At 66.2% G+C, this 12726-nt stretch carries 10 protein-coding genes; 7 read left to right on the top strand and 3 right to left on the bottom strand.

The genetic code is table 11. The annotated features are described in order from the left end of the window. Positions 1-25: 25 nt before the first annotated feature. A complete protein-coding gene (gene cysS / locus DBZ32_RS05465) occupies positions 26-1552 on the top strand; it encodes a cysteine--tRNA ligase (RefSeq protein ID WP_119166057.1) in 1527 nt (508 codons plus the stop codon). 137 nt (positions 1553-1689) lie between these two features. Next, entirely contained in the window at positions 1690-3090 is a 1401-nt protein-coding gene (gene rimO / locus DBZ32_RS05460; protein ID WP_119166056.1) for a 30S ribosomal protein S12 methylthiotransferase RimO, read from the top strand. Positions 3091-3311: 221 nt separating this feature from the next. Here rimO and rpsL read toward each other — a convergent pair whose 3' ends face one another. Beyond that, positions 3312-3683 carry a 30S ribosomal protein S12 gene (gene rpsL / locus DBZ32_RS05455; RefSeq protein WP_119166055.1) on the bottom strand — a complete coding sequence of 124 codons (372 nt, stop codon included), beginning with the start codon at positions 3681-3683 and terminating at the stop codon, positions 3312-3314. Between the two features lie 102 nt (positions 3684-3785). On the opposite strand from rpsL, the gene DBZ32_RS05450 reads away from it, so the two are divergent. After that, positions 3786-4904 carry a DUF371 domain-containing protein gene (locus tag DBZ32_RS05450; RefSeq protein WP_162906579.1) on the top strand — a complete coding sequence of 373 codons (1119 nt, stop codon included), beginning with the start codon at positions 3786-3788 and terminating at the stop codon, positions 4902-4904. 15 nt (positions 4905-4919) lie between these two features. On the opposite strand, the gene DBZ32_RS05445 is transcribed toward DBZ32_RS05450, so the two are convergent. Further along, complete coding sequence (locus DBZ32_RS05445; RefSeq protein ID WP_119166053.1) at positions 4920-5570, bottom strand: class I SAM-dependent methyltransferase; 651 nt, start codon at positions 5568-5570, stop codon at positions 4920-4922. Between the two features lie 94 nt (positions 5571-5664). Here DBZ32_RS05445 and DBZ32_RS05440 point away from each other — a divergent pair, with 94 nt between their 5' ends. Further along, positions 5665-6918: a Zn-dependent hydrolase gene (locus DBZ32_RS05440; RefSeq protein ID WP_119166052.1), complete on the top strand. Its 1254-nt coding sequence runs from the start codon at positions 5665-5667 to the stop codon at positions 6916-6918. Between the two features lie 152 nt (positions 6919-7070). Then, a complete protein-coding gene (locus DBZ32_RS05435; RefSeq protein ID WP_119166051.1) occupies positions 7071-7973 on the top strand; it encodes a polyprenyl synthetase family protein in 903 nt (300 codons plus the stop codon). A 65-nt stretch (positions 7974-8038) separates the two neighbouring features. On the opposite strand, the gene DBZ32_RS05430 is transcribed toward DBZ32_RS05435, so the two are convergent. After that, positions 8039-8680, bottom strand: a complete 642-nt coding sequence (locus tag DBZ32_RS05430; protein WP_162906578.1) for an ABC transporter substrate-binding protein — start codon at positions 8678-8680, stop codon at positions 8039-8041. 126 nt (positions 8681-8806) lie between these two features. On the opposite strand from DBZ32_RS05430, the gene DBZ32_RS05425 reads away from it, so the two are divergent. Beyond that, the gene (locus DBZ32_RS05425) at positions 8807-11431 is read left to right on the top strand and encodes an MMPL family transporter (protein ID WP_119166049.1); all 2625 of its coding nucleotides are present in this window, start codon (positions 8807-8809) and stop codon (positions 11429-11431) included. Continuing rightward, the gene (gene hpnA / locus DBZ32_RS05420; RefSeq protein WP_119166048.1) at positions 11428-12417 is read left to right on the top strand and encodes a hopanoid-associated sugar epimerase; all 990 of its coding nucleotides are present in this window, start codon (positions 11428-11430) and stop codon (positions 12415-12417) included. Before DBZ32_RS05425 ends, hpnA begins: the two co-directional genes overlap by 4 nt. The last annotated feature ends 309 nt before the right edge of the window (positions 12418-12726 follow it).

The following is a 12726-nucleotide window of genomic DNA, read 5'->3' as shown; positions in this document are numbered from 1 at the left end:
TTCTTGGCGAGGACCCGAATTCAGCATGACCGACCGCCCTTTGCAGCTCTTCAACAGTCTGACGCGCGAGCTCGAAACCTTCGAGCCGCTCGACCCGAGCAATGTGCGGATCTACTCCTGCGGACCGACGGTCTACAACTACGCTCACCTGGGCAACCTGCGGGCCTACCTTTTCGTCGACACGCTGCGCCGGTCGCTGATGTGGAAGGGCTACGGCCTGACCCACGTCATGAACATCACCGACGTGGGGCATCTGACCTCCGACGCCGACGAAGGCGAGGACAAGATGGAGCGGGCGGCCGAGCGTGAGAGCAAGACCGTCTGGGATATCGCGGCCCACTACACCGAGGCCTTCGAGCGGGATCTCGCGCGGCTCTCCGTTCTGGAGCCCTCGATCTGGTGCAAGGCGACCGACCACATTCAGGAGATGATCGACTTCACCCGCGACATCGAGGGCGGCGGCTACACCTACGCCTTGGAGGACGGACTCTACTTCGATACCGCCAAGGTGCCCGACTACGGCTATCTCGGCCGCCTCGATCTCGAGGGCCTCGAGGAGGGCAAGCGGGTCGCAGGACCCGGCGGCAAGCGCCAGCCCAGCGACTTCGCCGTTTGGCGCCGCTCGCCCGGCGATGCCCAACGTCTGATGGAGTGGCACTCGCCATGGGGCGTCGGTGCGCCCGGTTGGCATCTCGAATGCTCGGTCATGTCTATCAAGTACCTGGGCCGCCAGTTCGATATCCACACCGGCGGCGTCGACCACCGGCAGGTCCACCATTGCAACGAAATCGCTCAGAACCAGGCCTACACCCGCAGCGAGGCGACCGGCGCGCGCTACTGGATGCACAACGAGTTCCTCGTGGTGCGCGACCGCAAGATGGCGAAGTCCGAGGGCGGCTTCCTGACGCTCTCGACCGTTCTGGACAACGGCCTTCATCCGCTGGCCTACCGGCTCTTCGCGCTGACCGCGTCCTACCGCTCGCAGCTGGAGTTTTCCTGGGATGCCCTGGTGGCGGCCCGGGCGCAACTCCGCCGTCTGCTGCTGCGCGTCGCCGAGCTCAAGGCTAAGGCCGGGCCGGCCGATTGGCTGCGTACCCTCGGCGAAGCCAAGTACTCCAAGGGGGCCTCCTTGAGCTATCTGCGCGAGGAGATCGAAGCGCCGCTGGGTGAGGCGGCCCGAAGCTGGGTCGACAAGCTGGATGCGGCGATCGGCGACGATCTGGCGACGCCCCGCGCCCTGGCCGATCTGGGGGAACTCGTGGAGAGCAAGCAGCTCTCGCCGGACGAACGCCTGCGGCTTGTCGCGACCTACGATCTGGTCCTTGGCCTCGACCTGCTGACCCTGGAGGCCACCGACCTCTCGCTCAAGCCAAAGGCCGCGACCATCGCCGAGGCCGAGATCGAGGCCGCTATCGCCGAGCGAACGGCGGCGCGCAAGGCCAAGGACTTCGCCGCCGCCGATGCTCTCCGCGACGCGCTGCTGACCAAAGGCGTGGCCCTCATGGACGGTCCGGAGGGTACGGCTTGGGCCTGGGAGCCCCTGATCGCCTAGAGATGGCCCTCGAGGTCCGACGCGACCGGTCGCGTCCGGCCGCAAGCTCGGGCCGACGGCCGGGCGGTTGAAACCTTGCGGATTGGCGCCCATAACTCCCGCCACGCCTGCATGAATCCTCAGAAAGTCCGATTTCTATGACCAGCCAGACGGCCGACCGCGTGACCCCGAGCTTCACCCCCGGCGGCGGCTCCGACTCGACGCTCGGGCGAGACGGCGGCAAGGTCGGCTTCATCTCTCTGGGCTGCGGCAAGGCGCTGGTGGATTCCGAGCGGATTCTGACCCGCCTGCGCGCCGAGGGGTACGAGATCGTGGCCGACGTGCCCGGCGCCGATCTGGTGGTGGTCAACACTTGCGGCTTCCTGACCTCCGCCAAGGAAGAGTCCCTGGGGGCCATTGGACAGGCTGTGGCGGAGAACGGGCGTGTGGTCGTGACCGGTTGCCTGGGGGTCGAGCCGGAGCGGATCATGGCCGCGCATCCGGAGGTGCTGGCGATCACCGGGCCGCAGCAGTACGAGCAGGTGGTCTCGGCCGTGCGCGAGGCGCTGCCGCTGAAGCAGGATGCCTTCACCTCCCTGGTTCCGCCTTCCGCCGTGCAGCTCACGCCGCGCCACTACGCCTATCTGAAGATCTCTGAAGGCTGCAACAACCGCTGTTCCTTCTGCATCATCCCGTCGATCCGCGGCGATCTGGTCAGTCGGCCCGTCGACGAGGTCCTGAGCGAGGCGGAGCGGCTGGTGCGGACGGGGGTGCGCGAGCTGCTGGTGGTCAGCCAGGATACCTCCGCCTACGGGCTCGACACCAAGTACGATCCGCGCAGCTGGCACGGCGTCGACTATCGGACGCGAATCAAGGATCTCTGCGAGGGGCTTGGCCGGATCAGCGAACTGGGCGCCTGGGTGCGGCTGCACTACGTCTATCCCTATCCCCACGTCGATCAGCTCATTCCGCTGATGGCTGAGGGTAAGATCCTGCCCTACCTGGACATTCCCTTTCAGCATGCCAGTCCCAACGTGCTCAAGACCATGCGCCGCCCGGCCAACCAGGAAAAGGTGCTGGACCGCATCAAGGGCTGGCGGCAGGTCTGCCCCGACATCGCCATCCGCTCGACCTTCATTGTCGGTTTTCCCGGCGAGACCGACGCGGATTTCGAGTTTCTGCTCGACTGGCTGGAGGAGGCGGAGATCGAGCGCGTCGGTTGCTTCCGCTACGAGCCGGTGGAGGGCGCCCGTGCCAACGACCTGCCGGACGCGGTGCCGGAAGAGGTCAAGCAGCAGCGCTACGAGCGGCTGATGCTGAAGCAGCAGGAGATCTCCACCCGCGCGCTGGCCAAGCGCGTCGGCCGCACGACAAGTCTGATCGTCGACGAAGTGGATGAGGAGGGCGCCATCGGCCGCACCGAATGGGATGCCCCGCAGGTCGACGGGATCACCTTCCTGCAGGGCGAGACCGATCTGAAGCCGGGCGACATCGTCCCGGTGCGCATCGATCACGCCGACGAGTACGATTTCTGGGCGACGCGTCTTCCGGTGGGGTGAGGGCTGCGAGACGCTGCCCAGTCGGTTGCCCGTTCCGGCTTGGTTTGATTTCCGGAGCCTAGAGATCGTCACCCTGAGCCTGTCGAAGGGCATCGCTTTTCGACAGGCATGGTCGGTGCGGCCCGCCGAGCAGATACCCACGAAAAAACACTGCGCCGGCTGTGAGGCCGGCGCAGTGTCGAAAATTCGAATCGGCGAGCCCTGACGCCCGCCGGAACCGCTTACTTCGGGCGCGTGGCGCCGTAGCGGGAACGCTTCTGCTTGCGGTCCTTGACGCCCTGGGTGTCCAGCGCGCCGCGCACCACGCGGAAGTAGACGCCGGGCAGGTCGTTCGGGCCGCCGCCCTGCACCAGCACCACGGAGTGCTCCTGCAGGTTATGGCCCTCGCCGGGGATATAGGCGGTGATCTCGTGACCGTTGGTCATGCGCACGCGCGCGACCTTGCGCAGCGCCGAGTTCGGCTTACGCGGCGTCACGGTGTAGACGCGCGTGCAGACGCCGCGGAGCTGCGGGTTGTTTTCCAGGCCGAGGCTGCGACCCGCGCCGGTCTTGTCTTTACGCGGCTTGCGGATCAACTGATTAATCGTGGGCATAAGCGCTCTATGGCTGACGTGTTTCGAGAGAGCGCGCCATGTAGCCGATCCAGGGCGCCAGATCAAGTGCAGCCGCCGCTTTTTCTCGGGTATCCTAGTGCGATGCACGCACCCTCCGGCCCGATTCTGACCGCCCGCGGCCATCCCAACGTCAGGGCCAGCCATTCCAAGACTCTCGAACTGGTTCCCGAGGCGGATCTGAGCCCGCGCGGCACCTGTGTCCTGGGTGTCGCCCTGGAGGGCGATATGGACGCCGTGGCGGGTCTGCGGGGGGCGGTCGAGCTGACTTTGACCTGCCAAGGGATGACGCAGCACCTGCGGGCGACCCTCAATCCGGCTTGGCTGCCGGGTGAGCCCTTGATCTTACGCCGCCGGACCTTGCCGCTCACCCGCCGCACCTTCGGCTTCGCCGCCGATAAAGGGGCGGCGGACCTCGACCGGAACTTCATCGCCGGGCTGAGCGACTCGACCGCGCGGTTGGAGATGGAGATCTCTCCGACCGGCGCGCACGCGCCGGCGGGTGCGCTGTTTCTTGCGGGGCCGGCCGGGCGGGAGGATGCACGGCTGGCTGCCGCCCGGCGTTTGGCCGATCTGCGACTGACGCGCGGGCTGGAGGGCTTGCTGCGGGAAATAGCGGCGGGCGGTCGCGTGCTTCTGGAAAGCGACGATCTCGGCCTCCAGGCCGAGGCGGTGAGGCTCACGGCGGAGGCCGGCGGTCAGGCAACCTTGGTAGGCGGCTGGAGTGCGGCGGAGGGAGCCCGGGCGCTCTCGGGCCTCGCGGCCGAAACCTGGAGCCGTCTGCGTCGCTGGCCGAACGGCAAGCCGGCCCGGCGCGATCTTCTGGCGCGCCTGGCCGACTCCGGCGCAGGCCTGCTGCTGCCCCTTCCCGCCGGGCAGGGTGAAGGACTCCTCTCGTTGGTCGCCAAAACCGTCGGCGACCGCGAAGCAGTCCTGATCGTCGCGCCGAACGATCCGCAGGAAGAGTCGCGCCGCGGCAGCTTGATCGCGTTGGCGGAGGCACCGCTTCCTCAAGGCGAGGTCTGGCTGGTCGTGGCGGAGTGCGAGCCGGGCGAGGCCGGCCAGCTCGACTCCAAGCTCGCTGCCCTGGCCAGACGCCTGCAAGCGGCCGGCGTTGCAACCAAGACCCTGGCCGCTGCTCTGGCCGAAACCACCCATCTGTCGAAGCGCGATGCCTTCAATGCTCTCATAAAAGATGAATAAAACTGAATAACCAATTTAAATATATGATTTTTGACTTTTGATTTCGAGTGTTTTGCGCCGACTTCCGACAACCAGTCTGCGGCCCCACGAGGTCCGTTCGGGCAACTCGCCGAGATGGAGGTCGATCTTTCCGATCTTCAGGCCGGCGGCCAGGTAAGCCGGCCCGAGTCTTTGTTCCGCCAGCTCCGCGTCCAGTTCGTTGAGGCCCAGACGGTCGCGTTGGTCCGGGTCCTCGAAGGGCGCGAGGTTGATGAGCAGCGTGACCCGCGCGCCGGGTTTGGCACAGGCGGCAATCCCCGCCAGGACCTCCTGCTGCGGTTCGCTCACCGCCTTCAGCAGCGATCCCCAAGGGTAGTTGATCGTAATCGCATCGCAGCGCCCGGCCAGCTCCGACGGCAGATCTTCGGCCCGAGCGACGACGTAGAGGGCATTCGCCGCGCCGCCCTTGGCCGGTTTGGCCCGCGCCCGGCGGGCGCTCTCCGCCATGGCCTCCGCAACCGCGTCCAGCCCGATGCAGAGCACGCCCGGTTCCGTCCTTGCCCGGCGCAGGACGAAGCTCCCGTCGCCGGTGCCGAGGTCCAGGGCGATCCCTGCAAAGCCGCTTGCCAAGTCGGCGAAGGCCTCCGGCGAGAGGTCGCGCTGTTTCTTGCCTTCGACGATGCGCATGGATACCAAATCGTATGCAGATTGCTGGCCTGAGCGGTTCGCTCGGGGTTAGTTTGTGCCGGAGAGGACACCAGCGAAGGAAACCGAGAGGCTCATGGAGAAGAATCTGCGCGTCGATGGCAAGCGTCTCTGGGACAGCCTGATGGAGATGGCGCGGATCGGCGCCACGGCGAAGGGGGGTGTTTGCCGACTGGCGCTGACCGACCTGGACCGCGAAAGCCGGGATCTCTTCGTGCGCTGGTGCGAGGAGGCGGGCTGCAGCGTCACGGTGGACGGCATCGGCAACATCTTCGCGCGCCGCCCCGGACGCAACGACGCGCTGAAGCCGATCGTGACGGGCAGCCATCTGGACAGCCAGCCGACCGGCGGCAAGTTCGACGGCGTCTATGGGGTTCTGGCCGGACTCGAGGTGATGCGAAGCCTGAACGATGCCGGCTACGAGACTGAAGCACCAATGGAAGTCGCGGTTTGGACGAACGAAGAGGGTTCGCGCTTTCCGCCGGCCACCTTCGGGTCCGGGGCCTTCGTCGGCGACTTCGATCTGGAGGCCTGCCTGGAAACCAAGGATATCGACGGCAAGAGCGTGCGCCAGGAGTTGGAGCGCATCGGCTACCGCGGTCCGGAGCCGGTGGGCCAGCATCCGATTGGGGCTTACTTCGAGGCGCATATCGAGCAGGGCCCGATCCTGGAGGCCGAGGGCAAGACAATCGGTGTGGTCACCGGCGGCCAAGGGCAGCGCTGGTACGAAATCACCGTGACTGGGCAGGAGGCCCATGCCGGCCCGACGCCCATGGCCCGACGCCGCAACGCACTGGTCGGGGCGGCCCGCATGGTGGAACTGGTCAACCGGATCGGATTCGACTTCCAGCCGGATGCCTGTGCCACTGTCGGTATGCTGGTGAACCGCCCGAACTCGCGCAACGTCATTCCCGGTCAGGTCTGGTTCACGGTCGATTTGCGCCATCCCGAGGAGGCGCGTCTGGATGGCATGAACGCGGCCTTGCGCGAGGGCTGTCGGGACATCGCGGAGACGGCGAAGCTGGAGCTCGAGATCGAAGAGATCTGGACCTTGCCGCCGATGCCCTTCGATCCGGCCTGCGTCGACGCCGTGGAGCGCGGCGCGCAGGCCGCCGGCTATTCCCATCGCCGCATGGTCTCCGGTGCCGGCCACGACGCCATCTACCTTTCCAAGGTGACGCCCACCGGGATGATCTTCGTGCCCTGCGAAGACGGCATCAGCCACAACGAGATCGAGAACGCCACGCCGGACGACTTGGAGGCCGGCTGCAACGTCCTGCTCGCTGCGATGCTGGAGCGCGCCAACGCGACGGCGGACGAGACCGGCTGACGAAGCGGTTCGCCACGTGAAACGGTCGTCAGCGATCGGTCGGCCGGTTGCGCGTGACCGTTAGCGGGCAATCCGTTACGGGCTTGCGGCAGCTTGCCGCGGCTGTGCTAGAACCCCCTCAGGAGCAATCGAGAAACCATCGGCGGGGACTTATGGACGGGGGAGACGGCGACGCCCTGATGCAGCGCCTGCAAGCCGGGGCGGCGCGTGTGGAGGCGACGTTGGAGGCACTCTTGCCGGCCTCTTCGGCGCCCTACGCCAAGGTCATCGAGGCGATGCGCTATAGCAGCCTGGACGGCGGCAAGCGCCTGCGGCCTTTCCTGGCCGTGGAGAGCGCGGCCCTGTTCGATGTGCCGGAGGCGCGCGCCTTGCGCGCCGGCGCGGCGGTCGAGATGGTGCACTGCTACAGTCTGGTGCACGACGACCTTCCGGCCATGGACGACAGCGACCTGCGGCGGGGGCGGCTGACGGCGCACAAGCGGTTCGACGAGGCAATTGCGATTCTGGCCGGTGACGGCTTGCTGACCGAAGCTTTTGCCGTGCTGGCGGATTCAGCGACTCACCCTTCGGCGGACGTTCGGATCGCCTTGGTGGCGGCTTTGGCGCAAGCGGGCGGCAAGGACGGCATGGTCGGGGGGCAAATGGTCGATATCTCTCCGGACCGCCACGACCTCGATCTAGATGGCATCAAAACCCTGCAGGCCCTGAAAACCGGAGCTCTCATCGGGTTTTCCTGCCAGGCAGGTGCGATCCTGGGCCAAGCCTCGGCGGAGGATCGCGCCCGCTTGACCGGCTATGCGGCCGACCTGGGCCTCTGCTTTCAGATTGTCGACGACCTGTTGGACGTCACCTCGACCGCCGAGGATCTCGGTAAGCCCGCGGGCCAGGATATCGAGATGGGCAAGGCCACCTTCGTCGGCATGCTCGGCGTGGAGGGCGCGCGGGCGGAAGCCGAGCGTCTGGCCGAGTCGGCGGCGGAGCGGCTGGCCTCCTTCGGACCTCGCGCCCAAACCTTGCGGCAGCTCACGCGCTTCGTCCTCGAGCGCTCCAACTGAGATCGACTCCCAAGCTGGCGGCCTGCCTATCGGCAGGTCTCGGTGAAGCCTGTTCGGGGTCCGGTCTAGTTGGTCTGCATGGGCTGACTCGACAGCCGGTCGACCTGCTGGGCGATCTGTTCGAACAGGTGACGCACGCCGCCGTTCCGCAAGACGGAGTTGAATTCGCTTCGCCGGAGCGCCAGTTCGCTGATGTTGCCGTCGAGGTAGACGTCGATGATCCGCCAGTCTCCGGCCTCTGTCTGATGCATCAGGTAGTTGATCGCAATCACCCTGCCTTTGCCTGTGATTAAACGATTCTCTACGATGGTGCCGCCGCGGGGCGCCTCTGTTGTGCCTTCGATTTTCCAGGTTTCACCGGAATAGCCATCGAAGCGGGCGGCGAAGGTCGAAACGCTGAGGTCAGTGAAGTGAGTGACGAGTTCGCGCTTTTCCTCGCCGCTGAAGCGTCCCCAGTAGCGTCCGGCAGCCAAGCGTGCCATCGCGGGAAACTCGAAGGTCTGCATCAACACCGGTGTCAGATAGTCTTGCCGGCCCTGAAAACCCAATGCTTCCGCATTCTCCATCACGTGCAGCAAAGCATCGTTCACGGTCTGCACGGTCTCGATTGGCGTGTCGCCCGCCTGCGCCGGAGCTGAGGAAGGCAACGAGGCGGTGAACAGCACAGCGACAAGGCCGGCCGCCGCCAGCGACCCGCCGAACAGCATGCGAAGATTGACGGCCGCTCGGGCCAAGGCTTTGTTTGCGGAAGGAAACACTTGGAGACTCCAGATGACGGTCGCGGTGGTTCTACATACGGCAGATCCCCGAGCCGACCAAACATCGGGGCAAGGATGACCGCCGTCAATCCGCGACCGGATTGGTTGGTCGGATGGCTCGACCGACTGCAGCGTCGGGCCTGGCCGCTTCTGCTCTTGGCCAGTCTCTTCACGGCAGCCTGTCTATGGTACGTTGCTCAAGGCCTCGGCATCGACACTGGGACGACCGATATGATTGCCGAGGAGGTTCCCTTTCGGCAGAACGACAGTCGGTTCGACGCCCTTTTCCCTCAATTTTCCGACACGATTGTGGCCGTCGTAGAGGCGCCGACGCCAGAAGACGCCTCGAATGCGGCTGACGCGTTGGCCGCAGCTCTGTCGGCGGAGCCGGGGTTTTTTCGTGACATCTACCAGCCTGGCAGCGAGCCGATCTTTGCAGAGTCGGGTCTGCTGTATCTCGAGCTCGACGATCTCTATGCCCTCTCGGACCGGCTGGTCTCCGCGCAGCCGCTGCTTGGACAGCTTGCGGACCGGCCGGACCTAGGCGGATTCTCGCAGGTCCTTGGACAGGCGATCGGGCAGCCGCAGCTGCTGGCGGAGGGGGAGGCGGCGGCCGCCCTGGCCGGCTTGCTGGGCCGCGCGGCAGCCGTTGCCGAGGCTCAGACGGTCGGTCAGCCGCTCGCGCTGTCCTGGCAAGCGCTGATCGCCGGTGAGACCGACCTGCTGACTTCGAACCGACGGTTTCTGATCATCCAGCCTGAGTTGAGCGACGGCGTCCTGAAACCGGCCGCCGCGGCAATCGACCGGCTGCGTGCTGAGATCGAGACTCTGGGCCTGACCTCCGCCAATGGCATCGCCGTTCGGCTGACGGGAACGGTGGCCTTGAATCACGAGGAACTCAAGGCGGTGGAGCTGGGCGGCTCGACGGCGGGCCTGCTCTCGCTCCTGCTGGTCGCTCTCCTGCTCGGGATCGGACTGCGATCCGGTCGTCTGGTCTTTGCGATGGTGGTGACACTCTTGCTGGGTCTGATCTGGACCGCCGCCTTCGCGACGCTGACGGTGGGCAGCCTGAACCTGATCTCCGTCGCCTTCGCCGTTCTCTTCATCGGTTTGGGTGTCGACTTCGGCATTCACGCCTGTCTGCGTTATCGGGAGGAGGCGCGGACTCGAAGTGCCGCGCCGCTCTCCTCGGCTTTCTGCGCCACGGGACCCGGAATCCTGCTCTCCGCCATCTGCGCCGCAGCCGGCTTTTTCGCGTTCCTGCCGACCGACTACAAGGGGCTGGCCGAACTGGGCTTGATCGCCGGCGGCGGGATGATCATCGCGCTGATCGCCACCTTCACCGTCCTGCCGGCTCTTTTGACGGTGCTGCCGCTGCGCCAGACCGCCACGCGACCCGAGGGCGGGCGTGAAGGGGGCGGGGGCGAACGGGGCGGTCGTTTGCCGCACGGCGCGGTCTTGGCCGTGGCTGTCCTCATCACGCTCGGGGCGGTAGCGAAGGCGCCCAGCGGCGAGTTCGATTTCGACCCGATCAACCTGAAAGACCCGGTCTTCGAATCCGTCAGAACCTTCTTCGAGCTGGCCGAGTCGGTCGAGACCACACCCTATCTGATCCAGGTGGTGACGAACGAGCCCGCGCGCGTGGCCGAGCTCGCCGGCGAGCTTGCGGCCTTACCGGAGGTCGGCAGTGTCCGGCACCTCTCCAACTTCGTCCCGACCGGCCAGGACGAAAAGCTCTTTGCCCTCGACGATCTGGCCTTCGTGCTGCAACCCTTGCTGCTGGCGGAGCCGAGCCGGGCGGCTTCGGATCCGGCAGCTCTCGCAAACGACTATCGCCGATTGCGCGAGACAGCTGCGGCCGCGACGCGCCTGCCCGCACCGGTTGGGCCGGCCGCCGCGCGGCTGAATTCGGCTCTGGAGCGGCTTTCTCAGCAGCAAGAGACCCCGGCCGCCGAGCTGGACGACCGCCTGATGCGCCACTTCCCCGCGGCTCTGCAGCGACTGCAGACTTCGTTGTCCGTGACGGAGCCGATCACGCGGCAGGCGCTTCCCCCCGAACTGGTGCGCCGTTGGCAAGCGCCGAACGGTAGCGAGCGGTTGGAGCTGCGCCCGGTTGCGCCGCTGCAGGACAATGCCGGCTTGCAAAGCTTCGCGTCCGCCGTGCTGGCCGTGGCCCCGCAAGCGACCGGCGCGCCGGTGATCATCAGCGGTGCGGCGGAGGCTATTCTGACCGCTTTCATCACTGCCAGCGGACTCGCTTTCCTGGCCGTTCTGGTGATTCTCGCCGTCGTCCTGCGTCGACCGGTCGAAATCGCGCTGGTTGCCCTGACGCTGCTGCTGGCTGCGCTTTGGACCGCGGGCGCCGCCGCGCTCTTGGGGGTGTCCTTCAACTTCGCCAACATCATCGCGCTGCCGCTGCTCTTCGGTCTGGGGGTTGCCAGCGCCATCCATTTCGTCCTGCGACTGCGCGAGGAAGGCAATGGCGCGGCGGTGCTGCGAAGCTCTACCTGCTCGGGCGTGTTGTTCTCGGCCTTCACCACGATGGCGGCCTTCGGGAGTCTGGCGATCTCCGGACATCGCGGCATGGCCTCCATGGGGGAGCTCCTGACCCTGGCCATTACCGCGACGCTGATCGCGACGCTGGTCGTCTTGCCGGCCATGATCGACCTGTTGGACCGCCGGAGGAGCGCACGACGATGACGGTCCTGGTCACCGGGGCGAGCGGCTTCGTCGGAGCGGCCGTGGCGCGCAACCTGCTGGGGCGGGGCCATCGGGTGCGGGCCCTCCTGCGCAGCGGCAGTCCGCGGCTGAACCTCAAGGACCTGGATGTCGAGACGGTCATCGGTGATCTGCGAGAGCCCGGTTCGCTTGAGGCGGCACTCCAGGGCTGCTCCGGCCTCGTCCACGCGGCGGCCGACTACCGGCTCTGGACCCGCGATCCCTCCGAGCTCTATGCCACCAACGTCGAGGGGACCAAGACGCTGCTACGGCTGGCAGCGAAGGCCGGTGTCGAACGGATCGTCTACACGTCGAGCGTTGCCACCCTGCGGCTCACGGAGACGGGCCAGCCGTCCGACGAGACCTGCGAAGCCACGCTCGCGGATATGACGGGCGACTACAAGCGCAGCAAGTTCCTGGCCGAGCAGGCCGTTCGCGACTTGGTGCGCGACGAGGGTCTGCCAGCCGTGATCGTCAGCCCAAGCGCACCGATCGGCCCCGGGGACGTGAGGCCCACGCCCACTGGCCGGATCATTCTCGAAGCCGCCATGGGGAAGATGCCAGCCTATGTCGACACGGGTTTGAATGTCGTGCATGTCGATGACGTTGCCGAGGGACATCGTCTGGCTTTCGAGAACGGAAACGTCGGCGAGGTCTACATTTTAGGCGGTGAAAACAAGACGCTAAAGAGCATTCTTGATATTGTAGATAAAAATAGGGGCAAGCATCAGCGCCGCCTCCGGCTTTCGCATCGCTTGGTGCTGCCCTTAGCGCGCGGTGCCGAGGCCTGGGCCCGGCGGTTCGGCGGCCAACCCTTCGCCACCGTGGATGGGGTCAAGATGGCTGAGCATCTCATGTTCTATTCCTCCGCCAAGGCGGAGACGGCGCTCGGGTACAGCCATCGTTCGGCTGACGAGGCGATTTCCGATGCATTGGCTTGGTTCCGGACTCACGGCTACCTTCACTGACGTCTGACTCCGGCTCGGTTCGAGACCTCAAACTTGTCATTGCCCCAAGGGAGCGCTTCCCAAAGCCGCCTGCTGGGCAGGGATCTCTTCGCGACCCAGCGGCTCCGGACAGAGGCTTTGGATGCCGCAGAAGACGCCGCAGACCGTTCGACCGATGGGATCGTGGCCGCTCTCCCGGGGCAGGAGTCCCGGCCTCAGTTCCGGAGGCCCGGAGCGACGATTGGACCGCCCGCTTGCCTGCGCCCTATACCCTTACGATCCGCAGGGTGGACGGCGTAGCCGAGAACGTTCATTTTCGCTTGCCGCAAG

It is taken from the genome of Algihabitans albus (genome assembly GCF_003572205.1).
Classification (GTDB): domain Bacteria; phylum Pseudomonadota; class Alphaproteobacteria; order Kiloniellales; family DSM-21159; genus Algihabitans; species Algihabitans albus.
Note: the sequence above shows the minus strand (reverse complement) of the source record. Positions and strands in the feature narration are given on the sequence as shown.

Coding starts and splice junctions, on each gene's coding strand:
- rpsL (WP_119166055.1), bottom strand. CDS start 3,683: ATGCCCACGATTAATCAGTTGATCCGCAAGCCGCGTAAAGACAAGACC.
- DBZ32_RS05430 (WP_162906578.1), bottom strand. CDS start 8,680: ATGCTGTTCGGCGGGTCGCTGGCGGCGGCCGGCCTTGTCGCTGTGCTG.
- cysS (WP_119166057.1), top strand. CDS start 26: ATGACCGACCGCCCTTTGCAGCTCTTCAACAGTCTGACGCGCGAGCTC.
- DBZ32_RS05425 (WP_119166049.1), top strand. CDS start 8,807: ATGACCGCCGTCAATCCGCGACCGGATTGGTTGGTCGGATGGCTCGAC.
- DBZ32_RS05440 (WP_119166052.1), top strand. CDS start 5,665: ATGGAGAAGAATCTGCGCGTCGATGGCAAGCGTCTCTGGGACAGCCTG.
- rimO (WP_119166056.1), top strand. CDS start 1,690: ATGACCAGCCAGACGGCCGACCGCGTGACCCCGAGCTTCACCCCCGGC.
- DBZ32_RS05445 (WP_119166053.1), bottom strand. CDS start 5,570: ATGCGCATCGTCGAAGGCAAGAAACAGCGCGACCTCTCGCCGGAGGCC.
- hpnA (WP_119166048.1), top strand. CDS start 11,428: ATGACGGTCCTGGTCACCGGGGCGAGCGGCTTCGTCGGAGCGGCCGTG.
- DBZ32_RS05435 (WP_119166051.1), top strand. CDS start 7,071: ATGGACGGGGGAGACGGCGACGCCCTGATGCAGCGCCTGCAAGCCGGG.
- DBZ32_RS05450 (WP_162906579.1), top strand. CDS start 3,786: ATGCACGCACCCTCCGGCCCGATTCTGACCGCCCGCGGCCATCCCAAC.